The 24571-nt window shown below is 70.2% G+C and carries 17 protein-coding genes and 3 rRNA genes; 2 read left to right on the top strand and 18 right to left on the bottom strand.

Features of this window, described 5'->3' with window-relative positions; all coding sequences use genetic code 11:
• Positions 1–103 precede the first annotated feature (103 nt).
• Together JOF54_RS18380 and xylB are read left to right on the top strand one after the other, a co-directional pair.
• Entirely contained in the window at positions 104–1132 is a 1029-nt protein-coding gene (locus JOF54_RS18380) for a zinc-dependent alcohol dehydrogenase family protein (RefSeq protein ID WP_210058445.1), read from the top strand.
• 135 nt (positions 1133–1267) lie between these two features.
• Positions 1268–2701, top strand: a complete 1434-nt coding sequence (gene xylB, locus JOF54_RS18375; RefSeq protein ID WP_210058443.1) for a xylulokinase — start codon at positions 1268–1270, stop codon at positions 2699–2701.
• Between the two features lie 130 nt (positions 2702–2831).
• On the opposite strand, the gene rrf is transcribed toward xylB, so the two are convergent.
• The 18 genes from rrf to rpmI all read right to left on the bottom strand — a co-directional run bounded on the left by rrf (position 2832) and on the right by rpmI (position 24566).
• Positions 2832–2948 (bottom strand): 5S ribosomal RNA (gene rrf, locus JOF54_RS18370).
• A gap of 127 nt (positions 2949–3075) precedes the next feature.
• Positions 3076–6196 (bottom strand): 23S ribosomal RNA (locus tag JOF54_RS18365).
• 341 nt (positions 6197–6537) lie between these two features.
• Positions 6538–8056, bottom strand: a 16S ribosomal RNA gene (locus JOF54_RS18360).
• The 16S, 23S and 5S rRNA genes sit together here, the layout of an rRNA operon.
• 768 nt (positions 8057–8824) lie before the next feature.
• Entirely contained in the window at positions 8825–10099 is a 1275-nt protein-coding gene (gene tyrS / locus JOF54_RS18355; protein ID WP_210058441.1) for a tyrosine--tRNA ligase, read from the bottom strand.
• A gap of 64 nt (positions 10100–10163) precedes the next feature.
• Positions 10164–11594, bottom strand: coding sequence for an argininosuccinate lyase (argH, locus tag JOF54_RS18350; protein WP_210058439.1), 1431 nt, complete (start codon positions 11592–11594; stop codon positions 10164–10166).
• Between the two features lie 5 nt (positions 11595–11599).
• The gene (locus tag JOF54_RS18345) at positions 11600–12823 is read right to left on the bottom strand and encodes an argininosuccinate synthase (RefSeq protein ID WP_210058437.1); all 1224 of its coding nucleotides are present in this window, start codon (positions 12821–12823) and stop codon (positions 11600–11602) included.
• The gene (locus JOF54_RS18340) at positions 12820–13389 is read right to left on the bottom strand and encodes an arginine repressor (protein WP_210059696.1); all 570 of its coding nucleotides are present in this window, start codon (positions 13387–13389) and stop codon (positions 12820–12822) included. The genes JOF54_RS18345 and JOF54_RS18340 overlap by 4 nt, the downstream gene beginning before the upstream one ends.
• 2 nt (positions 13390–13391) lie before the next feature.
• Positions 13392–14339, bottom strand: a complete 948-nt coding sequence (argF, locus tag JOF54_RS18335; protein WP_210058435.1) for an ornithine carbamoyltransferase — start codon at positions 14337–14339, stop codon at positions 13392–13394.
• Positions 14336–15574, bottom strand: coding sequence for an acetylornithine transaminase (locus tag JOF54_RS18330; RefSeq protein ID WP_210058433.1), 1239 nt, complete (start codon positions 15572–15574; stop codon positions 14336–14338). The genes argF and JOF54_RS18330 overlap by 4 nt, the downstream gene beginning before the upstream one ends.
• A complete protein-coding gene (gene argB, locus JOF54_RS18325; RefSeq protein ID WP_210058431.1) occupies positions 15571–16578 on the bottom strand; it encodes an acetylglutamate kinase in 1008 nt (335 codons plus the stop codon). The genes JOF54_RS18330 and argB overlap by 4 nt, the downstream gene beginning before the upstream one ends.
• Positions 16575–17750 (bottom strand): bifunctional glutamate N-acetyltransferase/amino-acid acetyltransferase ArgJ, encoded by a 1176-nt coding sequence (argJ, locus tag JOF54_RS18320; protein WP_210058429.1) that lies wholly within the window; start codon positions 17748–17750, stop codon positions 16575–16577. Before argJ ends, argB begins: the two co-directional genes overlap by 4 nt.
• Complete coding sequence (locus tag JOF54_RS22060) at positions 17747–18154, bottom strand: ACT domain-containing protein (protein ID WP_210058427.1); 408 nt, start codon at positions 18152–18154, stop codon at positions 17747–17749. Before JOF54_RS22060 ends, argJ begins: the two co-directional genes overlap by 4 nt.
• Positions 18151–19188, bottom strand: a complete 1038-nt coding sequence (argC, locus tag JOF54_RS18310; RefSeq protein ID WP_210058426.1) for an N-acetyl-gamma-glutamyl-phosphate reductase — start codon at positions 19186–19188, stop codon at positions 18151–18153. The genes JOF54_RS22060 and argC overlap by 4 nt, the downstream gene beginning before the upstream one ends.
• Positions 19189–19269: 81 nt before the next feature.
• Positions 19270–21777, bottom strand: a complete 2508-nt coding sequence (gene pheT / locus JOF54_RS18305; protein ID WP_210058425.1) for a phenylalanine--tRNA ligase subunit beta — start codon at positions 21775–21777, stop codon at positions 19270–19272.
• Between the two features lie 64 nt (positions 21778–21841).
• The gene (gene pheS / locus JOF54_RS18300; protein WP_210058424.1) at positions 21842–22951 is read right to left on the bottom strand and encodes a phenylalanine--tRNA ligase subunit alpha; all 1110 of its coding nucleotides are present in this window, start codon (positions 22949–22951) and stop codon (positions 21842–21844) included.
• Between the two features lie 98 nt (positions 22952–23049).
• Entirely contained in the window at positions 23050–23832 is a 783-nt protein-coding gene (locus JOF54_RS18295) for a TrmH family RNA methyltransferase (RefSeq protein WP_245360916.1), read from the bottom strand.
• 92 nt (positions 23833–23924) lie between these two features.
• The gene (rplT, locus tag JOF54_RS18290) at positions 23925–24311 is read right to left on the bottom strand and encodes a 50S ribosomal protein L20 (RefSeq protein WP_210058423.1); all 387 of its coding nucleotides are present in this window, start codon (positions 24309–24311) and stop codon (positions 23925–23927) included.
• Positions 24312–24362: 51 nt separating this feature from the next.
• On the bottom strand, positions 24363–24566 hold the full coding sequence (gene rpmI, locus JOF54_RS18285) for a 50S ribosomal protein L35 (protein WP_210058422.1): 204 nt from the start codon (positions 24564–24566) through the stop codon (positions 24363–24365).
• Positions 24567–24571 lie beyond the last annotated feature (5 nt).

The raw sequence follows: 24571 nt of genomic DNA, 5'->3' as shown, positions 1-24571 counted from the left end.
AGCGCGGCGCCGTGGCCCGCCGTCGACCGAGGGTGGTGACCAGGATGATCTCCAGGGCGTGCTCAGGGGGTCCGGAACGGACCCGGACCGGGACGGACGAGCGGTGAGGGCGGTCGTCTTCCACGAGCCGGGACGGTTCTCGGTCGAGGAGGTGCCCGACCCCGTCGCCGGTCCGCGCCAGGTCGTGGTCCGCGTCGAGGCGGTCGGCATCTGCGGCACGGACGTGCACGTGCTGGACGGCGAGTTCGCCCCCACCCGGTACCCGATCATCCCGGGCCACGAGACCTCCGGGGTCGTCGAGCAGGTGGGCTCCGAGGTGCACGAGGTCGCCCCCGGCGACCGCGTCTCGGTGGACCCCACCCTGTTCTGCGGCGAGTGCCAGTTCTGCACCGCCGGCCGCTCCAACCTCTGCGAGCGCTGGGACGGCTCCGGTGTGGCCCGCACCCACGGGTCGACCGCCGAGCTGACCGTCGCACCGGTCCGCAACGTCCACCGGCTGCCGGACGGCGTCGACCTCGCCCTCGCCGCCCTGGTGGAGCCGCTGTCCTGCGCCATCCACGGCTACGACCTGCTGCCGCGACGGATGGGCGAGCACTACCTCGTCTACGGGGCCGGGACGATGGGGCTGATGATGGCCCAGCTCGCCCCGCGCGCGGGTGCCGCCTCGGTCACCGTCGTCGACCGGCTGCCCGGACGGCTGGCCACGGCTCGTCGGGTGGGGGTCGAGCGGGTCGCCACCTCCGCCGACGACGTGCAGCGCGCCGGCGGGTGGGACGTCGTCATCGACTGCACCGGCGCTCCGGCCGCCATCGAGGACGGTCTCTCCCGGGTGCGCCGCGGCGGGACCTTCCAGCAGTTCGGGGTCGCGCCGGCCGACGCGCGGGCGACCTTCTCGCCGTTCCGGATCTACAACGACGAGATCTCCGTCGTCGGCTCCATGGCCGAGCTGCGCTCCTACGCCCGGGCCGTCGAGATGTTCGCCGCCGGCGCCCTGGACGCCGCCGCCATGGTGAGCCACGCCTTCCCGCTCGAGGGCTACGGCGACGCGGTCGCGATGTTCCGCCGCGGCGAGGGGCGCAAGCTGCAGATCCGGCCCGGCTCCCAGAGCGCGGTGGAGCTGGACGGCGTGTGACGCGGGCGACGCGGACGCGGGTCGCTCCCTGTCCCGCGACCGGCGCGTCGGCACCGGGGATACTGCAACCCTTCACCGAGCGCGGCCCGGCGGCACCCGTCGGACCGGCTCACGCACCCGACCAGGAGAGATGACGTGACGTACGTAGCCGGGGTGGACTCCTCCACCCAGTCGGTCAAGGTGGTCGTCTGCGACGCCGAGACCGGCGCCGTGGTCCGCACGGGCCGAGCCCCCCACCCCGACGGCAGCGAGGTGAGCGCGCAGGCGTGGCTCGACGCCTACCGCACCGCCACCGCCGACCCGGCACTGCTGGAGGGCGTCGAGGCGCTGTCGGTCGGCGGGCAGCAGCACGGCATGGTTACCCTGGACGAGTCCGGCGAGCTGGTCCGCGACGCCCTGCTGTGGAACGACAACCGCTCCGCCCCCGACGCCCGTGACCTCATCGACGAGCTCGGCGGGGGTGCTGCGTGGGCCGACGCCGTCGGCTCCGTGCCGGTGGCGTCGATGACCGTGACCAAGCTCCGCTGGCTCGCCCGGGCCGAGCCCGAGCACGCGGCGCGGACGCACGCCGTCGTCCTGCCGCACGACTGGCTGACCTGGCAGATCGGCGGCCGCTCCTTCGAGCCGACCACCGACCGCGGTGACGCCTCCGGCACCCTCTACTTCGACGCGACGTCGGGCCGGTACCGCGACGACCTGGTCCGCCGGGCCCTGGGCCACGACCTCGTGCTCCCCCGGGTCGCCCGGCCGGACGAGGTGGTCGGCCACACCCCCGAGGGCATCGCCATCGCGGCGGGCACGGGGGACAACATGGCCGCCGGCCTCGGCCTGGGCCTGCAGGAGCACGAGGCCGTGGTGTCCCTGGGGACCAGCGGCACCGCGTTCACCCGCAGCAGCCGCCAGACCCACGAGCCGACCGGCACCGTCGCCGGCTTCGCGGACGCCACCGGCGCTTTCCTCCCCCTGGTGTGCACGCTCAACGGCGCGCGCAACCTCGTCGCCGCCGCCGAGCTGCTCGGCGTGAGCCTGGACGAGCTGAGCCGCCTGGCCCTGTCCGCCGAGCCGGGCAGCGACGGGCTCACCTTCCTCCCCTACCTGGAGGGCGAGCGGACACCGCCGCTGCCGGACGCCCGCGGTGAGCTGTCGGGGATGACGCTGAGGAACATGACGCCGGCCAACGTGGCCCGCGCCACCATCGAGGGCGTGCTGTGGAGCCTGGCCTACGGGGTCCAGGTGCTCCAGGAGCAGACGGGGCCCGTCACCGCCATCACGCTCACCGGCGGCGCCTCCCAGTCCGACGCCGTCCGCCGGATCGCGCCGGCGGTGTTCGGGCTGCCCATCCGGGTGACGGACACCTTCGAGAGCGTCGCCGTCGGGGCTGCCCGGCAGGCGGCCTGGGCCCTCACCGGTTCCCTGCCCGAGTGGCCGGTCCCGGTGCTCAGCGAGCACGAGCCCACGACCGCTGACCAGGTGGCGGCCGTGGAGCTGAGCGAGCGCTACCGCGCCGTGCTGCTCGACCGGCACCCCTCGACGTCCGCCGTCGCGGTGTCGACGGAGAACGCCGGCTGAGCTCACCGGTCCGAGAACGACAGAAGGGGGAGGCGCTGGTGCGCCTCCCCCTTCTTCTCGTCTGCACACGTCTGAACGCAGAAATACTTCAAGCCCGACCCCCCGAAAGGGGTCAGGCTTGAAGTGTGTTGTCCGGCGACGTCCTAGTCTCCCACACGGTCCCCCGTGCAGTACCATCGGCGCTGAAAGGCTTAACTTCCGGGTTCGGAATGGGACCGGGTGTTTCCCTAACGCAATGATCACCGAAACTCTAAAGAGATGACGCGCAACCCTCCCGCACACAACCAGCCCCACCCGAAGGTGGAACCAGTGGTGCTTGGAGGGTTCCCGACCGTATCTCGAGAACCTCACAGTGGACGCGTAGCATCTTTGTAGAAAACAAGCCCTCGGCCTATTAGTATCGGTCAGCTCCACACATTACTGTGCTTCCACATCCGACCTATCACCCAGTGATCTGCTGGGGGCCTTACCAGGTTACCCTGTGGGAGCCATCATCTTGGAGCGTGCTTCCCGCTTAGATGCTTTCAGCGGTTATCACTTCCGAACGTAGCCAACCAGCCGTGCCCTTGGCAGGACAACTGGCACACCAGAGGTTCGTCCGTCCCGGTCCTCTCGTACTAAGGACAGCTCTCCTCAAGACTCCTACGCGCGCAGCGGATAGGGACCGAACTGTCTCACGACGTTCTAAACCCAGCTCGCGTGCCGCTTTAATGGGCGAACAGCCCAACCCTTGGGACCGACTCCAGCCCCAGGATGCGACGAGCCGACATCGAGGTGCCAAACCATGCCGTCGCTATGGACGCTCGGGCAAGATCAGCCTGTTATCCCCGGGGTACCTTTTATCCGTTGAGTGACGGCGCTTCCACATGCCACCGTCAGATCACTAGTCCCGACTTTCGTCCCTGCTCGAGGTGTCCCTCTCACAGTCAAGCTCCCTTGTGCACTTACACTCGAAACCTGATTACCAACCAGGCTGAGGGAACCTTTGGGCGCCTCCGTTACCTTTTAGGAGGCGACCGCCCCAGTCAAACTACCCATCAGGCACTGTTCCTGATCCAGATAATGGACCTAGGTTAGATATCCAGAACAGCCAGAGTGGTATTTCAACGTTGACTCCACAACCACTGGCGTGGCCGCTTCACAGTCTCCCACCTATCCTACACAAGCTGTACCGAACACCAATACCAAACTATAGTAAAGGTCCCGGGGTCTTTCCGTCCTGCTGCGCGTAACGAGCATCTTTACTCGTAGTGCAATTTCGCCGAGTCCATGGTCGAGACAGCGCCCAAGTCGTTACGCCATTCGTGCAGGTCGGAACTTACCCGACAAGGAATTTCGCTACCTTAGGATGGTTATAGTTACCACCGCCGTTTACTGGCGCTTAAGTTCAGTGCTTCGCCTTGCGACTAACACTTCCCCTTAACGTTCCAGCACCGGGCAGGCGTCAGTCCGTATACATCGTCTTGCGACTTGGCACGGACCTGTGTTTTTAGTAAACAGTCGCTTGGGCCTGGTCTCTGCGGCCTCCCACGCTTCCCACAGCAAGTGTGGTCACATGGTCGGCCCCCCTTATCCCGAAGTTACGGGGGCATTTTGCCGAGTTCCTTAACCATGGTTATCTCGATCACCTTGGTATTCTCTACCTGACCACCTGAGTCGGTTTAGGGTACGGGCGGCTCTACAACTCGCTCACGAAGGTTTTCTAGGCAGCATAGGATCACCCACTCGACAGACCGTGGTCTGTCCAGCCGTCATGTCTGAGGCACAAGAGGTGCGGATTTACCTACACCTCGCCCTACGCACTTAGCCCGGGACTACCATCGCCCGGGATGGGCTACCTTCCTGCGTCACTCCGCAGCTTGCCTACTACAAGATCGGGTCGCAGACTCATCGAAGCTTCACCCGAAGGATCCACCCGACTTGCGTGCTTAGCATCACCTGATTCGGCACGGGCGTCATAGCGCCGGTACGGGACTATCAACCCGTTGTCCATCGACTACGCCTGTCGGCCTCGCCTTAGGTCCCGACTTACCCAGGGCAGATTAGCTTGACCCTGGAACCCTTGGTCTTTCGGTGGAGGAGTTTCTCACTCCTCATTCGCTACTCATGCCTGCATTCTCACTCGTGTGCTCTCCACGGCTGGATCACTCCGCCGCTTCATCGCGCACACGACGCTCCCCTACCCATCCACACACCTGGACCCACAAGGGGCCGAGTACACATGTGAATGACACAGCTTCGGCGGATTGCTTGAGCCCCGCTAAATTGTCGGCGCAGAACCACTTGACCAGTGAGCTATTACGCACTCTTTCAAGGGTGGCTGCTTCCAAGCCAACCTCCTGGTTGTCTCCGCAGCTCCACATCCTTTTCCACTTAGCAACCGCTTAGGGGCCTTAGCTGGTGTTCTGGGCTGTTTCCCTCTCGACTACGAACCTTATCGCCCGCAGTCTCACTGCCGCGCTCTCACTTACCGGCATTCGGAGTTTGGCTAATTTCGGTAAGCTTGTGGGCCCCCTAGACTATCCAGTGCTCTACCTCCGGCAAGAAACACGCGACGCTGCACCTATATGCATTTCGGGGAGAACCAGCTATCACGGAGTTTGATTGGCCTTTCACCCCTATCCACAGCTCATCCCCCAGGTTTTCAACCCTGGTGGGTTCGGGCCTCCACGACGTCTTACCGTCGCTTCACCCTGGCCATGGATAGATCACTCCGCTTCGGGTCTAGAGCACGCGACTCAATCGCCCTATTCGGACTCGCTTTCGCTACGGCTTCCCCACACGGGTTAACCTCGCCACGTACCACTAACTCGCAGGCTCATTCTTCAAAAGGCACGCCGTCACATCCACACCGAAATGTGTTTGCTCCGACGGATTGTAGGCAATCGGTTTCAGGTACTATTTCACTCCCCTCCCGGGGTACTTTTCACCTTTCCCTCACGGTACTTGTCCGCTATCGGTCACCAAGGAGTATTTAGGCTTAGCAGGTGGTCCTGCCAGATTCACACCGAATTTCAGGGGTTCGGTGCTACTTGGGGTAACGCTCAGCAGTGATCGTCTTACGTCTACAGGGGTGTTACCTTCTATGCCGGACCTTCCCAGAGTCCTTCGACTTCAACGATCATTTCTTACTGCTTAGTCGCTTGACAGCACGACCAGAACGGCCCCACAACACCACATGCGCAACGCCTGTCAGCTATCACACGCATGAGGTTTGGCCTCTTCCGCGTTCGCTCGCCACTACTTACGGAATCACTGTTGTTTTCTTTTCCTGTGGGTACTGAGATGTTTCACTTCCCCACGTTCCCTCCTACCGCCCTATATATTCAGGCGGAGGTCGCCGGACATTACTCCGGTTTCTTTCGAGGTTTCCCTATTCGGAGATCCCCGGATCGAAGCTCGTTTACCAGCTCCCCGGGGCTTATCGCAGGTTACAACGTCCTTCATCGGCTCTTGGTGCCTAGGCATCCACCGATTGCCCTTAGTAGCTTGTTAATTACTACAAAGATGCTCGCGTCCACTGTGAAGTTCTCAACACACGGGCGGAAACCAGACCCGACCACACCCTTCCGGGCGGCCGGCGTCGGTCCGCACTGAAAGCCACCCACCGAAGTGAGCGAACCCTCAGGACCTAACAGCGTGCTCAGGCCCAGACACCCAACCCTCGAGGTTCCACTCCCCCACACCCGAAGGCGCAGAAGTTGTACTGACGAGAATCAGACGACCAGGCTTAATAGTCAATGTTCCACATTCCGGTGCCCGACCAGCTGCAGACGAACGCTGCAGAACTGGCCGACATGGACACACCACGACGGGTGCGCCATATGGCTCCTTAGAAAGGAGGTGATCCAGCCGCACCTTCCGGTACGGCTACCTTGTTACGACTTAGTCCTAATCGCCAGTCCCACCTTAGACGGCTCCCTCCACAAGGGTTGGGCCACCGGCTTCGGGTGTTACCGACTTTCATGACTTGACGGGCGGTGTGTACAAGGCCCGGGAACGTATTCACCGCAGCGTTGCTGATCTGCGATTACTAGCGACTCCGACTTCATGGGGTCGAGTTGCAGACCCCAATCCGAACTGAGACTGGCTTTTTGGGATTCGCTCCACCTTGCGGTATCGCAGCCCTTTGTACCAGCCATTGTAGCATGCGTGAAGCCCTGGACTTAAGGGGCATGATGACTTGACGTCATCCCCACCTTCCTCCGAGTTGACCCCGGCAGTCTCCTATGAGTCCCCGGCATTATCCGCTGGCAACATAGGACGAGGGTTGCGCTCGTTGCGGGACTTAACCCAACATCTCACGACACGAGCTGACGACAGCCATGCACCACCTGTATACCGACCTTGCGGGGGCTACATCTCTGCAGCTTTCCGGCATATGTCAAACCCAGGTAAGGTTCTTCGCGTTGCATCGAATTAATCCGCATGCTCCGCCGCTTGTGCGGGCCCCCGTCAATTCCTTTGAGTTTTAGCCTTGCGGCCGTACTCCCCAGGCGGGGCACTTAATGCGTTAGCTTCGGCACGGAGAACGTGGAATGTCCCCCACACCTAGTGCCCACCGTTTACGGCGTGGACTACCAGGGTATCTAAGCCTGTTTGCTCCCCACGCTTTCGCTTCTCAGCGTCAGGTAATGCCCAGAGAACCGCCTTCGCCACCGGTGTTCCTCCTGATATCTGCGCATTCCACCGCTCCACCAGGAATTCCGTTCTCCCCTGCATCCCTCTAGTCCGCCCGTATCAAAAGCAGGCTCAGGGTTAAGCCCTGAGTTTTCACTTCTGACGCGACGGACCGCCTACAAGCCCTTTACGCCCAATAATTCCGGACAACGCTCGGACCCTACGTATCACCGCGGCTGCTGGCACGTAGTTAGCCGGTCCTTCTTCTGTAGGTACCGTCAGTCACCCTTCGTCCCTACTGAAAGCGGTTTACAACCCGAAGGCCGTCATCCCGCACGCGGCGTTGCTGCATCAGGCTTGCGCCCATTGTGCAATATTCCCCACTGCTGCCTCCCGTAGGAGTCTGGGCCGTATCTCAGTCCCAGTGTGGCCGGTCGCCCTCTCAGGCCGGCTACCCGTCGAAGCCTTGGTGAGCCATTACCTCACCAACAAGCTGATAGGCCGCGAGCCCATCCCTGACCGCCGGAGCTTTCCACCACCCCCCAGGAAGGGAACGATGAATATCCAGTATTAGCAGCTGTTTCCAACTGTTATTCCAGAGTCAAGGGCAGGTTGCTCACGTGTTACTCACCCGTTCGCCACTCGTGTACCCCCGAAGGGGCCTTACCGTTCGACTTGCATGTGTTAAGCACGCCGCCAGCGTTCGTCCTGAGCCAGGATCAAACTCTCCGTTGAAAAATATCGCAAAACCAACCAGCACCGAAGTGCCGGCCAGCAGTAGCGTCAAAAACAACGAGTTCAACCTCTGACAGAACCCATTGCTGGGTCAATCATCAATCAATCTCAAAGGAATCCGCCCCAACCACACCCAACACCCACCCCCACAACATGAGGACGAACATCAGACACAGCCAGGCACGGGTTTCTATAGTGCATATTTTGGCATTGACTTTAAGCACGCTGTTAAGTTCTCAAGACTCGCTCACACACCGCACCGGACTTTTCATTTCCCGGCTTGGGGCGACTCGTAATACTTTAGTGCGGCTCTTTCCTTGAGTCAAATCGACTTCCGGGCCGAACTTCCTGCTCCAAATCCCTTCCCGACATTCATCAGGAGCTGCCACCAAGTGGGCCGACAGATCCCTTTCAAAGCCGATCTGGGTTTTGGTCCCTCGTGGCCGGCCACCGGATCTTTCCCGATGTCCTGCACCCTCAGGGCTTGGACTACGTTACGCGGAGGTGACGCTGGCGTCAAATCCGGCTCCGGAGCCCGGGTCGTGCTCCCCTCGGGGCAGCCAGGCGACCCGGATCCGACGGCTCGAGGAGCGCGACCAGACCCGGACGACGACGACCGAGGAGGTTGGCCCCCGGTCGGCCACCGGACCTGGCGAACCAGATCTCGTGGTGTCCTGCATCCCGTGGGGCTTGGACTACGTTACGTGCCGACCGGGCCCGCCTCAAATCGACGGGCTGTGGTCTGCCTCACAGGGAGGGGCCGGACCGTCAGGGCGCGTCGACGAGGGTCACCGCACCCACGGTGCGCTTGCCCCGCCGGGCGATCACGAAGCGTCCGTCGAGCAGGTCGTCGGCCCCGATCACGGCGTCCACGTCGGCCACCTTGACGTTGTTGATGTAGGCCCCGCCCTCGGTGATCGCGCGTCGCGCCGCCCCCCGGGAGGCCACCACCCCGCTCCGCTTCAGGACGTCGACCACGGACGGCATCCCGTCGGCGGCCGGCAGCTCAGCCCCTCCCAGCTCAGCCACCACCCCGGCCAGCACCGCACCGGGGAGGTCGCGCAGGTCGGACCGGCCGAACAGGGCCGAAGCCGCCGCCACCGCCGCGTCCCGCTCCTGCGGTGAGTGCACCAGCGCGGTGACGTCGTCGGCCAGCACCTTCTGGGCCGCCCGGAGGTGCGGCTGCTCCGCCGTCTGCCGGGCCAGCTCCTCGATCTCCTCGTGGCTGCGCCGGGTGAACACCTTGAGGTACTCCACGACCTTGGCGTCCTCCGCGTTGAGGAAGAACTGGTGGAACGCGTAGGGCGAGGTGAGGGCCGGGTCCAGCCAGACGGCTCCCCCCTCCGTCTTGCCGAACTTCGTCCCGTCGGCCTTGGTCATCAGCGGGGTCGCGAGGGCGTGCACCCGGGCGTCGTCGGCCCGTCGGACCAGCTCGACACCAGCGGTGATGTTCCCCCACTGGTCCGAGCCGCCGAACTGCAGCGAGCAGCCGTACCGGCGGTGCAGCTCCAGGTAGTCCAGGGACTGCAGGAGGACGTAGGAGAACTCGGTGAAGGAGATGCCGTCGTCCAGCCGTTTGCGGACGACGTCGCGCGCCAGCATCCGGTTGACCGGGAAGTGCTTGCCGATGTCGCGCAGGAAGTCCAGGACCGACATCTCCCCGGTCCAGTCGAGGTTGTTCACCACGGTCGCGGCCGCGGGTCCGTCGAAGTCGAGGTACTGCTCCACCTGGCCGCGGATCCGCTCCACCCAGCCAGCGACGACCTCCTTGGGGTTGAGCGTCCGCTCCCCCGAGTCGCGCGGGTCGCCGATCTGCCCCGTCGACCCGCCGACCAGCATCAGCGGCCGGTGGCCGGCCTCCTGGAGGTGGCGGGCCACGATCAGCTGGACCAGGTGGCCGAAGTGCAGGCTGGGCGCCGTCGGGTCGAAGCCCACGTAGAAGGTCACGGGTCCCGCCTCGAGCGCGGCCGCGAGGGCCTCCTCGTCGGTCGAGTTGGCCAGCAGGCCCCGCCACTTCAGCTCGTCCAGCACCGCGCTCGTCACGAGGAGCCACCCTACTGAGTGCGGGCCGCCGCCACCTCCGGGTTCCGTCCCCCGACAGCCCCGTTCAGCGCGCCGACGGAGCCGCCGCGGCCCAGTCGGCGAGCCGGTCCCGGACGGCCTCGACCTCGGCGAGCTGCTCGCGCACCCGCCGGGTCGCGGTCCCGCCCCGGCCGTCCCGGGAGTCGATCGATCCCGCCACCGTCAGCACGTCGAGCACCCCCGGCCCGAGGTCGGGCGAGATCTCGGGCAGCATCGCCGGCGTGAGGTCGGAGAGCTCGATCCCCCGCTCCTCGCAGTACCGGACCGTCGCACCGGCCACGTGGTGCGCCCGGGCGAAGGGCACCCGCTCCCGGACCAGCCAGTCGGCCACGTCGGTGGCGAGGGAGAACCCGCGCGGGGCCAGCGCCGCCAGCCGCTCGGGGTGGAAGGTCAGCGTCGAGACCATCCCGGCCACGGCGGGCAGCAGCACCAGCAGCTGGTCCAGGGAGTCGAAGACCGGCTCCTTGTCCTCCTGCAGGTCCCGGTTGTAGGCGAGCGGGAGCCCCTTGAGCGTGGCCAGCAGCCCCGTCAGGTTGCCCAGCAGCCGGCCGGCCTTGCCCCGCGCCAGCTCGGCCACGTCCGGGTTCTTCTTCTGCGGCATGATGCTCGACCCGGTCGACCAGGCGTCGGAGAGGGTCGCGAAGCCGAACTCGTGGGTGCACCAGAGGATGACGTCCTCGCTGAGCCGGGAGAGGTCCACCCCCACCTGGGCGAGCACCCAGGACGCCTCGGCCACGACGTCGCGGGCCGCGGTGCCGTCGATGGAGTTGGCCACGCTGCCGGCGAAGCCCAGCTCGGCGGCGACGGCCTCCGGGTCGAGCCCGAGCGAGGTCCCGGCCAGCGCGCCCGAGCCGTAGGGGCTGAGCGCCAGCCGCCGGTCGAGGTCGACCAGCCGGTCGACGTCGCGGAGCAGCGGCCAGGCGTGCGCCAGCAGGTGGTGGGAGAGCAGCACCGGCTGCGCGTGCTGCAGGTGCGTCCGCCCGGGCATGGGCACGCCGAGGTGCCGCTCGGCCTGGGCCTGCAGGGCGCCGACGACGTCGAGCACCTCGGCGGCCACCCCGCGCAGGCTGTCGCGCAGGTAGAGCCGGATCAGCGTCGCGATCTGGTCGTTGCGGGAGCGGCCCGCCCGCAGCCGGCCGCCCAGCTCGGGACCCACCCGCTCGACCAGCCCCCGCTCGAGGGCCCCGTGCACGTCCTCGTCGGTGGGGGCCGGTCCGAAGGCACCCGAGGCGACGTCGGCCCCCAGGGCGTCGAGCCCGGCGAGCATGCCGTCGAGCTCGTCGTCGGTGAGCAGCCCGGCGGCGTGCAGGGCCCGGGCGTGCGCCCGCGACCCGGCGAGGTCGTGGGGCGCCAGCCGCCAGTCGAACTGGGTGGACCGGCTGAGTGCGAACATCGCCTCGGCCGGACCCCCCGCGAACCGGCCGCCCCAGAGCCGGCCCTCGTGCTGCTCCGCCATCCCGCTCAGCCCAGCGTCCCGCCGGGGCGGGCGGTCGACAGGTCGTCACGACGGGCGGCGAGCTTGCTCGACATCCCGTAGATCTCGATGAACCCGCGGGCCTGGGACTGGTCGAAGCTGTCGCCCTCGTCGTAGGTGGCGAGGTTGAAGTCGTACAGGCTGGTGCCGCTGCGCCGCCCGGTCACCGTCGCGCGGCCGCCGTGCAGCGTCATCCGGATCTCGCCGGTGACCGCGGACTGCGCCTCGTCGATGAAGGTGTCCAGCGCCCGCTTGAGCGGGGAGAACCACTGGCCGTCGTAGACCAGCTCGCCCCAGCGCTGGTCGACGCCGCGCTTGTAGCGGGCCAGCTCGCGCTCGACGGTCACGTTCTCCAGCTCCATGTGCGCGGTGATCAGCGCGATGGCGCCCGGGGCCTCGTAGACCTCGCGGCTCTTGATGCCCACCAGCCGGTCCTCCACCATGTCGAGCCGGCCGACGCCCTGGGCGCCCGCCCGGGTGTTGAGCTGCTGGATGGCCTCCAGCACCGACACCTTCTGGCCGTCGATCGCGACGGGCACGCCGGCCTCGAAGGTGACCGTCACCTCGTCGGCGTCGCGGGGCACCGTCGGGTCGGCGGTGTAGTCGTAGACGTCCTCGATCGGGCCGTTCCAGATGTCCTCGAGGAACCCGGTCTCGACGGCCCGGCCCCAGACGTTCTGATCGATGGAGTAGGGCGACTTCTTGCTCTGGTTGATCGGCAGCCCCTTCTCCTCGGCGTAGGCGATGGCCTTCTCGCGCGTCCAGGCGTAGTCGCGGACGGGGGCGATCACCCGGAGCTCGGGGGCGAGGTTGGCGATGCCGACCTCGAAGCGGACCTGGTCGTTGCCCTTGCCGGTGCAGCCGTGGGAGACCACGGTGGCGCCGTGGGCGCGGGCGGCCTCGGCGAGGTGCCGCACGATGAGCGGCCGCGAGAGCGCGCTGACCAGCGGGTAGCGGTCCATGTAGAGCGCGTTGGCGCGCAGCGCCGGCAGGCAGAAGTCCTCGGCGAACTCGTCCTTGGCGTCGACGACCACCGACTCGACGGCGCCGCAGTCGAGCGCGCGCTGGCGGATCAGCTCCATGTCCTCCCCGCCCTGGCCGACGTCGACGGCGACGGCCACGACCTCCTGGCCGGTCTCCTCGGCCAGCCAGCCGATGCAGACGCTTGTGTCGAGGCCGCCGGAGTAGGCGAGGACGATCCGATCGCTCACGGGTTCTTTCCTTTGCTGTCGTTCGAGGGGTGCTGCGGGACAGGGGTGCCGGACGGCGCGGTGCGCTCGCCACGGCTCATGGTGAGCAGCCGGTCGGCGAGCGCGGCGCCGCCGTCCGGGCTGCGGGTGATGAGCAGGATGGTGTCGTCGCCGGCGATGGTGCCCAGGATGGACTCCCAGCCGACGCGGTCGATGGCCGAGGCGAAGTACTGGGCGGCACCGGGAGGCGTCCGGAGGACGACGAGGTTGGCCGAGGGCTCCGCCGAGACGAGCACCTCGCCGCACAGCCGGGTCAGCCGGGCCTCGAAGGTGGCGAACTCCCCGACGTGGGGGGTGCGGTCGCCGCCGTCGCCGGGGACGGCGTAGACCAGGTGGCCGCCCGCCCCGCGCACCCGGAGCGCGCCGACCTCGACGAGGTCGCGGGACAGGGTGCCCTGGGTGACCTGGACGCCCTCGGCGGCGAGCAGCTCGGCCAGCTCGGTCTGCGAGCGGACCTGGTGGGCACCCAGCAGGGCGATGATCCGCGCGTGGCGGGCGGTCTTGGTCAGCGGGCCGGCGGCGGTCATGGTCACGCGTCCTCCCCCGCCGCCCAGCCCGCCAGCAGGACGAGGACCGCCTTCTGCACGTGCCGGCGGTTCTCCGCCTCGTCCCAGACGACCGACTGCGGGCCGTCGATCACGGCGGCGTCGATCTCCTGGCCGCGGTAGGCGGGCAGGCAGTGCAGGACCAGCGCGTCCGGGGCGGCGTGGGCCAGCAGCGCCGCCGTGAGGCTGTACGGGCGGAAGACCGCGGTCCGGTCGACCCCGTCGCCCTCCTGCCCCATCGAGACCCAGGTGTCGGTGGCGACGACGTCGGCGCCGGCGACGGCGGCGACCGGGTCGTCGAGCACCGCGACGCTGCCGCCCGTGGTGGCGGCGACCGCGGCCGCGCGGGCCACGACGTCGGCGAGCGGCTGGAACCCGGCCGGGGCGCCGACGCGCACGTGCAGGCCGGCGGTCGCCCCGCCCAGCAGGTAGGAGGCCGCCATGTTGTTGGCGCCGTCGCCGACGTAGGCCAGCGTCTGACCGGCCAGCCGGCCGCGGTGCTCCCGCACCGTCAGCAGGTCGGCGAGGATCTGGCACGGGTGGAAGTCGTCGGTCAGCGCGTTGACCACCGGGACGCCGGCGTGCGCGGCCATCGTCTCCAGGTCCGCCTGGGCGAACGTGCGCCAGACGACGGCGGACGCCTGCCGGCCGAGCACCCGGGCGACGTCGGCCACCGACTCGCGGACCCCGACGCCGGCGAGACGCGCGTCGACGACCATCGGGAACCCGCCCAGCTCGGCCACGCCGGCGGCGAAGGAGGCCTGGGTGCGCAGCGTCGGCTTGTCGAACAGCACGGCCACGCTCTGCGGCCCGGCGAAGGGCTTGAGGCGGTACGGCTCGGCCTTGAGCGCCGCGGCCAGGTCCAGCGCCGTCGCCTGCTCGGCGGGGGTGAGGTCGTCGTCGGCCAGGAAGTGCCGCAGGGTGCCGGTCATGCCGCCACCCCCCGGCTGGCGTCGAGCAGCCCCGGCAGGGCGGCGGTGAAGGTGTCCAGCTGGGCCGCGGTGGTGATCAGCGGCGGCGCGAGCCGCAGCACGTCGGGCCGGGGCGCGTTGACGACGAAGCCGGCGTCCAGGGCGGCGTCGCTGACCGCGGCGGCGACCGGCTCGGTGAGCACGATGCCCCGCAGCAGGCCGCGGCCGCGGACGCCCGCGACCAGCGGGTGGCCGAGCGCGGTGACCGTGGAGGCCAGGTGCTGCCCCATCGCCGTCGCGTGCTCCAGCAGCCCGTCGCGCTCGATGACCGCGATGACGGCGAGGCCCGCGATGGCGGCGACGGGGTTGCCGCCGAAGGTGCTGCCGTGGCTGCCCGGCTGCAGCATCGACGCGGCCCGGCCGCGGGCGATGCAGGCGCCGACGGGGAAGCCGTTGCCCAGCCCCTTGGCCATCGTGACGACGTCGGCGCGGACGCCCTCGGCGACGTGGGCGAGCCAGGCGCCCGTGCGGCCCATGCCCGTCTGCACCTCGTCGACCCAGAGCAGCGCGCCGGCGGCGTCGCAGAGCTCGCGGGCCCGGGCCAGGTAGCCCTGCGGGGGCTCGACGATGCCGTTCTCGCCCTGCAGCGGCTCCAGCACCACCGCGGCGACGGTGTCGTCGACCGCGGCGGCCAGGGCCTCGGCGTCCCCGTAGGGCACGAAGACGACGTCGCCCGGCAGCGGCTCGAAGGGCGCCCGGTACTTCGGGTTGTGGGTGATCGCCAGCGCCCCCAGGCTCCTGCCGTGGAAGGCGCCCTCGGTAGAGATGATCTTGGTCCGGCCCGTCATGCGGGTGAGCTTGAAGGCGGCCTCGTTGGCCTCGGTGCCGGAGTTGGTGAAGAACACCCGGGCGTCACCGGGGCCGTCCGGGTCGACCATCGCGGCCAGCCGCTCAGCCAGCGCGACCTGCGCCGGGGTGGCGAAGAAGTTCGAGACGTGGCCCAGGGTGGCGATCTGCCCGGTGACGGCGGACAGCACCGTCGGGTGGGCGTGCCCGAGGGCGTTGACGGCGATCCCGGCCAGCAGGTCGAGGTAGCGGCGTCCCTCGGCGTCCCAGACGTAGGCGCCCTCGCCGCGGACGAAGACACGCTTGGGCAGGCCGAAGGTGTTCATCACCGCGTGCTGGTAGCGGTCGAGGACCGCGCTGGAGGTGCTGGGCACCCCGGCCAGCTCGGCGGGGATCGTCAGGTCGCTCATGCTGCCCCTCCGGGCGTGGGGAGATCGGCGGAACCGAAGTCGCCGTTGGCGTACTCGTGCGGGGGGATGGGCTCCGAGGCCGGGAACACCCGGCTGCCCAGGCGGACCAGGCCGTCCTGGGTGACCATCGTGCCGATCCCGGCGTTGGTGAAGATCTCCAGGAGCAGGGCGTGCGGGACCCGGCCGTCGGTGACGGTCGCGCGGGTGAGGCCGCCCTCGACCGCGCGCAGGCAGGCCTCCATCTTCGGCACCATGCCCGAGGAGAGGCTGGGCATCAGCTCGCGCAGCTCCGAGGCCGACAGCTCCTGGATGACGTCGGTGCTGGCGGGCCAGTCCCGGTAGAGGCCCTCGACGTCGGTCAGCACGACCAGCCGGTCGGCCTGCAGCGCCACGGCCAGCGCCGCCGCGGCGGTGTCGGCGTTGACGTTGTGCACGACGCCGTGGACGTCGGGCGCGATCCCGGCGACGACCGGGACGCTGCCGGAGTCGATGAGGCCCTGGACGGCCTCGGTGCGGACGTCGACGACGTCGCCGACCAGGCCGAGGTCCACCTCCTCGCCGTCGACGACGGTGCCCCGCCGCTCGGCGGTGAACAGGCCGCCGTCCTCGCCGGAGAGCCCGACGGCGACGGTGCTGTGGCTGTTGATCAACCCGACGAGGTCGCGGCCCACCTGGCCCACCATGACCATCCGGACGATCTTCATCGCCTCGGGGGTGGTGACCCGCAGGCCGCCGCGGAACTCCGAGGGGATGCCGAGCCGGCCGAGCATCGAGGAGATCTGCGGTCCGCCGCCGTGCACGACCACCGGGTGGATGCCGCAGCGCTTCATGAACACGACGTCCTGGGCGAAGGCGCGCTTGAGCTCCTCGTCGACCATCGCGTTGCCGCCGTACTTGATCACCACGGTCTTGCCGGCGTAGGTCTCCAGCCAGGGCAGGGTCTCGGTGAGGATCGACGCCTTCTCGACCAGGGTCATCGGCGGGGTCGGGTGCAGCTCGCTCATGTGGAGTACTCCGCGTTCTCGCGCACGTAGTCGTAGGTGAGGTCGTTGGTCCAGACGGTGGCCGAGCGGGGCCCTGCGCGGAGGTCGATCTTGACCTCGACCGAACGCCCGCTGAGGTCGACGCGGTCGCGCGGCTCGCCGATGCTGCCGTCGACGCAGACCTTGACGCCGTTGAAGGAGACGTCGAGCCGGTCGGGCTCGAAGGCCGCCGACGTGGTGCCCACCGCGGCCAGCACCCGGCCCCAGTTGGGGTCGCCGCCGAAGACGGCGCACTTGAACAGGTTGCTGCGGGCGACGGCGCGGGCGACCTCGACGGCGTCGTCCTCGGTGGCCGCGTGGGTGACGGTGACCGCGATCTCGTGGGCGGCGCCCTCGGCGTCGGCGAGCAGCTGCAGGGCGAGGTCGCGGCAGGCCTCGTCGAGGGCGGCCTGGAAGTCGACCGGGGCGGGCCGGACGCCGGAGGCACCGCTGCTCATGAGGATGACGGTGTCGTTGGTGGACATGCAGCCGTCGCTGTCGACCCGCTCGAAGCTGCGCCGGCAGGCGCTGGCCAGCTGGTCGGGCAGCAGCGCGGGGTCCACGAGCGCGTCGGTGGTCAGCACCACGAGCATGGTGGCCAGGCCGGGCGCGAGCATCCCGGCGCCCTTGGCCATCCCGCCGACCGACCAGCCCTCGTCGACGTAGCTGACCTGCTTGGCGCGGGTGTCGGTGGTCATGATGGCCTCCGCCGCGGCGGACCCGCCGTCGGCGGTGAGGGCCCCGGCGAGGGCGTCGACGCCGGCGGTGAGCCGGTCCATCGGCAGCCGCTCCCCGATCAGCCCGGTGGAGCAGACGGCGACGTCGATCGCGCCGACGGGCGGCGCGGCCGGGTCGGCCGCGGTGAGGGCGGCGGCCACGTGCTCGGCCGTGCGGTGGGTGTCGGCGAAGCCGTCGGGGCCGGTGCAGGCGTTGGCGCCGCCGGAGTTCAGCACGACGGCGCGCAGCCGGCCGTCGGCCAGCACCTGCTGGGACCACAGCACGGGCGCGGCCTTGACCCGGTTGGTGGTGAAGACGGCGGCGGCGACCTGCTCGGGCCCGGTGTTGACGACCAGGGCGAGGTCGGGCTTCCCGCTGGCCTTGAGCCCGGCGGTGGTCCCGCCGGCGACGAAGCCGGCGGCGGCGGTGACGCTCATGCGTCCTCCTCGGGGCTGATGGTGTGGCCGGCCTGCTCCCACACGGCGACGGCCTCGTCGGCCTGGGCGCTGGGCACGAGCACCCAGTCGGTGTCGAAGGTGGACTCGGCGAGGATCGAGACGCCGGCCGCGGCGAGCGGCTCCAGCAGGCCCGCGAGCACGCCGACGAGCGAGTGCTCGAGCGGGCCGTCGACGCTGAAGGCCACGAAGGGGCCGACGGCGGTCACGGTGCCGGGCAGCGCCTCCCAGGCGCAGACCACCGACAGCTCGTCAGCGGTCCGGGTGACGCTCCAGTAGGGCGCGGGGTAGGCGTCGTCGAGGGCCCAGCGCGGGACGGCGGCGTGGGCGGGCAGCTGCGCCTGGCCCAGCTCGACGTCGTGCCGGGTCAGCTCCCAGGCGGTCACGGGGCGACCCCCGCGGTGCTCAGACCGGTGGTCTCGGGCAGCCCGAGCGCGAGGTTCATGCACTGGACGGCGCCGCCGGCGGTGCCCTTGGTGAGGTTGTCGAGCGCGGCGACGGCGACCAGCCGGCCGGCGGCCTCGTCGACGGCGACCTGCAGGTGCACCGCGTTGGCCCCCAGCACCGACTGGGTCTGCGGCCACCGGCCCTCGGCCAGCACGTGCACGAACGGCTCGTCGTCGTAGTCGGCGGCGTAGGCGGCCCGCACGGCGGCGAGGTCGGCGCCGTCGGCCAGCGGGGCGGTGCAGGTCGCGAGGATGCCCCGCGACATGGGCACCAGGACGGGGGTGAACGAGACCGAGGGGTCGGCGGCGCCGCAGACCCCGAAGTTCTGCAGCATCTCCGGCACGTGCCGGTGGGTGCCGCCGACCCCGTAGGCGCTGGCCGAACCCATCAGCTCCGCGCCCAGCAGGTGCGGCTTGAGCGACCTGCCCGCCCCGGAGGGACCGCTGGCGGCGACGACGACGGTGTCCCGCGCGTCGGTCAGCCCGTGGTGGATGGCGGGCAGCAGGGCGAGCGTGGCACTGGTGGGGTAGCAGCCGGGGACGGCGATCCGCCGGGCACCGGCGAGAACCGCCCGCTGACCGGGCAGCTCGGGGAGCCCGTAGGGCCAGCTGCCGGCGTGCGGGGAGCCGTAGAACCGCTCCCAGGCGGCCGGGTCGGTGAGCCGGAAGTCCGCGCCGCAGTCGACGACCAGCGTCTCCGGGTCGAGCGCCTCGGCGACCGCGGCCGAGGCGCCGTGCGGCAGGGCGAGGAAGACGACGTCGTGGTCGGCCAGGTTCTCCGTCGTCGTCGCGACGACCGTCAGGTCGGCCAGCGCCACCAGGTGCGGCTGCGCGTCCCCCAGCGGGGTGCCCGCGCTGGAGCCCGCCGTCAGCGCACCGATCTCGACCTCGGGGTGCCCGAGCAGCAGCCGGAGCAGCTCGCCCCCGGCGTACCCCGTGGCTCCCGCCACCGCCACCTTCACCGTCACCTGCATGACTATGCCAGGTCTCGCATGGCTATGTCACATCGGGGTGGGGTGGACCCGCTCGGCGGACCGGCGCCGGGCGGTCGCGCCTCACTCGGTCCGCTGGACCGCCCCGGTGTCCTGCGCCGCGCGCGCCACGGCCGCGTCCCGGGCGGCGCCGGTCTCGGCGTCGGTCAGCGTGCGGTCGGCCGCCCGGAAGCGCAGGGCGAAGGCGAGGGACTTGCGTCCCTCGCCGATCTGCGGGCCCGTGTAGATGTCGAACAGCTGCACCGACTCGAGCAGCTCCCCCGCGCCGGCCTCCAGCGCCGCGGCGACGTCGGCGGCCGGCACCGAGGCGTCGACGACGAGGGCGACGTCCTCCTTGGCCACCGGGTGCGAGGACAGCGGGACGATCCGGCCCACCGCCGGCGCCCCGGCGACGAGGACGTCGAGGTCGATCTCGAGGGCTGCGGTGCGCGGCGGCAGGCCGAAGGCGGCGATGACGCTCGGGTGCAGCTCGCCCGCGTGCCCGAGGACGACGTCGGTCCCGGGCAGCACGACGGCGGCGCAGCGCCCGGGGTGCCAGGGGGCGACGTCGGCGGCCCGGCGCTCGAGCTGCAGGCCCACCGTCGCCCCGACGAGGTCGGCGAGGGCCAGGGCGTGGGTCCAGCCCGCGCGCTCGCCCGGGGTGTCCCAGCCGGGCCGGCGCCAGGCGCCGGTCAGCACGGCGGCGAGGTGCCGCGGCTGGTCGCCGAGCGCCTCGTCCATCGCCTCCAGGTCGGCCGCGGAGGGCCGCCCGCTGACCGACGGCCGCGGAGCCGCCGTCCGGGGCTCCGGGGCGAAGAACACCGCACCGGTCTCGAAGAGGGCCAGGTCGTCGTTGCCCCGGCTGGTGTTGCGGGTGACGGCGGCGAAGAGACCGGGCAGGACCGACGTCCGCAGGTACGGGCTCGTCTCGGCCAGCGGGTTGAGGACGCGGGTGAGCCGACGCCGGCGGTCGTCGGCCGGCACCCCCATCCGGTCCAGGTCCTCGGCCGCGGTGAAGGGGAAGCTCAGCACCTCGACGAAGCCGGCGCCGGCGGCCGCCGCGGTGACGGCGCGGCGGGCCCGCTGCTCCGGGGTCAGGCCCCGGCCGACAGGGGCCGGCGGCACCGCCAGCGGGATGTTGTCGTAGCCGACCAGCCGGCCGACCTCCTCGACGTAGTCGTAGGGGTCGGTGAGGTCGGGGCGCCAGGTCGGCGCGGTGGCCCGCAGGCTCGCGCCGTCGACGACGACCGCGGCCCCGACGCTCTCGAGGTGGCCGACAACCTGCGCGGTGGTCAGCGCGACGCCGAGGACGCGCGGGGCGAGGTCGGCGTCGAGGACGGTGGTCGCGCCCGGCGGGACCGAGCCGCTGACCGTCTCCCCGGCCTCGAGGGTGCCGCCGGCCAGCTCGACCAGCAGCGCCGCGGCGCGGTGGGCGGCGGCGTAGGCCGCGCCCGGGTCGACGCCGCGCTCGAAGCGGCGGGACGCCTCCGACGTCAGCCGGTGCCGGCGCGAGGTGCGGGCGAGGGTCAGGGCGTCGAAGTGCGCCGCCTCCAGCACCACCGACGTCGTGGACGCCGACAGCTCGCTGGACGCGCCGCCCATCACGCCGGCGAGGCCGATCGCGCCGGAGTCGTCGGCGATCACGAGGTCGGCCGGGTCGAGGCTGCGCTCGACGTCGTCGAGGGTGGTCAGCCGCTCCCCCGGCGTCGCCTGCCGCGCGACGAGGGCGCCGGCCAGCCGGTCGGCGTCGTAGGCGTGCAGCGGCTGCCCGGTCTCGAGCATCACGTAGTTGGTGATGTCGACGGCCAGCGAGATCGGCCGCATGCCGGCCAGCTGGACGCGGCGGGCCAGCCAGCGCGGGCTCGGCCGGGTGGGGTCGATGCCGGTCACAGTGAGGGCGACGAACAGCGGGCAGCCGTCGGACTCCCGGCGGACCGGGTGGCCGTCGGCGACCTCGGCGGGCACGGGCCGGTCGACGGGGTCGGTGAAGGTGGTGCCGGTGGCCTGCGCCGCCTCCCGCGCCAGCCCGCGCAGCGAGAGGCAGTACCCGCGGTCGGGGGTGACGTCGAGGTCGAGGACGGTCTCGCGCAGGTGCAGCACCTCGGCGGCGTCGGCGCCGGGCACCAGGTCGGCGTCCTCCAGCACGATGATGCCGTCGTGGTCCTCACCCAGGCCCAGCTCGCGGGCCGAGCAGATCATCCCGTCGGAGACGTGGCCGTAGGTCTTGCGGGCCGCGATCGCGAAGTCCCCGGGGAGCACGACGCCCGGCAGGGCGACGACGACGAGGTCGCCGGCGCCGAAGTTGTGCGCGCCGCAGACGATGCCACGGGAGGCCGGCTGCTCGCCGTCGGCGGGGTCGTTGTGGTCGCCCACGTCGACACGGCACCAGTTGATGGTCTTGCCGTTCTTGTGCTGCTCGGGCTCGGCCGAGAGCACCCGGCCGACGACGAGCGGGCCGGTGACGTCGGCACCCGCCTGCTCGACGGCCTCGACCTCGAGGCCGGCGCGGACGTAGGCCTCGGCCAGCGCGCGGCCGTCGAGGTCGGCGGGCAGGGCGGCGTACTCGGCCAGCCAGCTGAGCGGGGCCTTCATGAGGCGGTCTCCCGGGTGTCGTTGTGGGTGCGGGGCGGGGCGGCGGTGGTGCCGGGGACGGCCGTCATCGGGCCACTCCCAGCAGGGAGCGGCTGAACCGCACGTCGCCCTCGACCATGTCGCGCATGTCGGCGGCGTCGTTGCGGAACATCAGCGTGCGCTCCACGCCCATGCCGAAGGCGAAGCCGGAGTAGACGTCGCTGTCGATGCCGCAGGCGGCCAGCACGCGCGGGTTGACGATGCCGCAGCCGCCCCACTCGATCCAGCCCTCGCTCTTGCAGGTGCGGCAGGGACGCTCCGGGTGGCCGACGGAGTCGCCGTGGCAGACGAAGCACTGCAGGTCGACCTCGGCCGACGGCTCGGTGAAGGGGAAGTAGTGCGGGCGGATCCGGGTCCGGGTGTCGCCGAACATGGCCTTGGCGAAGTGGTCGAGGGTGCCGCGCAGGTGACCCAGGGTGATGCCCTTGTCCACCACGAGGCCCTCGAACTGGTGGAAGACGGGGACGTGCGTCGCGTCGAACTCGTCGGCCCGGTAGACCTTGCCGGGGCAGATGACGTAGATCGGCGGCTCGCGGTCGAGCATGGTGCGGGCCTGGACCGGCGAGGTGTGGGTGCGCAGCACGAGGCCGCCGTCGGCCGGCTCCACGAAGAAGGTGTCCTGCAGGGTGCGCGCCGGGTGGTCGGGCACGAAGTTCAGCGCGTCGAAGTTGAGCCACTCCGCCTCGAGCTCGGGGCCCTCGGCGACCTCCCAGCCCATGGCGACGAAGACGTCCTCGACCAGGGCCATCAGGCCGGTGATGGGGTGCACGGCGCCGACCGGGTGCGGCTGGACGGGCAGGGTCACGTCGACCCGCTCCTCGACCAGCGCCCGCTCGAGCTCGGCGGCCGAGACCTCGGCCTCGCGCGCCTTCACGGCGGCGTTGATCTGCCCGCGGGCCTTGCCGACCCGGGCCCCCGCGTCCTTGCGGGCCTGCGGCGGCAGCGCGCCGATCTCCCGGTTCGCCAGGGCGATGGGCGAGCGCTCGGCGGCGTGCGCCAGCCGGGCCTCCTTGAGCTCGGCCACCGTCGTGGCCGCGGCGAAGGCCGCCAGCGCCTCGGCCACCATGGCCTCGACCTGCTCGGCGTGCAGCGGTGCGACCTGGACGGGGTCGTAGCTCTTGTTCGGCCCGGACATGGGCTCCCCTCGGGGTGAGACGGCAACCGGGACAGTCTAGGAAGCCGCGGCACCCCGGGGCGAACCGGTTGCGGCGGGTGGACCGCCGCAGAGCGGGCTCAAGAGCCGGCGCGCTGCGCGGTGGCGGTGGCGTAGAGGAAGACGGCGGCCGCGGTGGAGAGGTTGAGGCTCTCGGCCTGGCCGTACATGGGCAGCGCGACGAGGGCGTCCACCAGGTCGGCGTGCTCGGGCGGCAGACCCCACGCCTCGTTGCCCATCACCCAGAGCACCGGGCGGCTGAGGCCGCCGGTGCGGGCGAGCTCCTCCACCGAGTCGCTGCCGCCGCCGTCGGCGCCGTAGACGGCCATCCCGGCGGCCCGGGCGCGGGCGACGGCGGTGGGCAGGTCGACCTCGACGGCGACGGGCAGGTGGAAGACGCTGCCGGTGCTGGCGCGGACGGTCTTGGCGTTCCAGAGGTCGACGGAGTCCCGGCTCACCAGGACGGCGTCGGCCCCGAAGGCGTCGGCGCAGCGGACGACGGTGCCGAGGTTGCCGGGGTCGCGGACCTGGTCGCAGAGCACGACGAGGCGCGGGCTCCCGGCGAGCGCCTCCTCGAGGCTGACGTCGACGGCCCGGCAGACGGCGAGCAGCCCCTGCGGGGTCACGGTGTCGGAGAGGGTGGCCAGCTGGTCGTCGGGGACGGAACCGACGGGGACCCCGGCGGCGACGGCCTCGGCGAGCAGGTCCTGGTGCCGGCCGACCGCGCCGCGGGCGACCAGCAGGTCCTGGACGACGTCGGGGCGGCGGAGCGCCTCGGCCACGGCCTGACGGCCCTCTGCGAGGAACTCCCCCGCCTGGACCCGTTCCTTGCGCCGGAGCAGACGACGAGCCGACCGCACCAGCCCCTGCGAGGCAGGGGCCGGGGCGACCGGCTCGGCGGTGAGCCCGAGGGAGCTGCGCGGGGCGGGCTCCTCGTGCTCGTTCAGCTCGATCCTCAGGCCGCGGTCTCGGCGGCCGCGGTCTCGGCGGGCACGTGCTGACGGGCGATCTCGACCAGCGCGCGGAACGCGGTGGGGTCGGTGACGGCCAGGTCGGCGAGGATCTTGCGGTCGACCTCGACGTCGGCGGCCTTGAGCCCGGAGATGAACCGGTTGTAGGTCATCCCCTCGGCGCGGGCCGCGGCGTTGATCCGCTGGATCCAGAGCTTGCGGAAGTCGCCCTTGCGGGCGCGGCGGTCACGGTAGGCGTAGACCAGGGAGTGGGTGACCTGCTCCTTGGCCTTGCGGTAGAGGCGCGAGCGCTGGCCGCGGTAGCCCGAGGCCTGCTCGAGGACCTGACGGCGCTTCTTCTGCGCATTCACAGAACGCTTGACGCGTGCCATGGGGGTACTCCTTGACTGGGTGGGAAAGCGGTGCGGGAGGGAGGAGCCGGGTCAGCCGGCGTACTTGCCGAGCATCTTCTTGGCCTTGGCGGCGTCGCCCTTGGCCAGCACGGAGTCACCGGTGAGGCGACGCGTGCGCGAGCTCGGCTTGTGCTCGTTGAGGTGCATCTTCCCCGCCTGGCGGTGCATCACCTTGCCCGAACCCGTGATCCGGAACCGCTTCTTCGCACCGGAGTGCGTCTTCATCTTCGGCATCGTGC

The sequence above is a fragment of the Microlunatus capsulatus genome (assembly GCF_017876495.1).
Taxonomy (GTDB): Bacteria; Actinomycetota; Actinomycetes; order Propionibacteriales; family Propionibacteriaceae; genus Microlunatus; species Microlunatus capsulatus.
The sequence above is the reverse complement of the archived record's forward strand: the minus strand, read 5'-3'. Positions and strand labels throughout refer to the sequence as shown.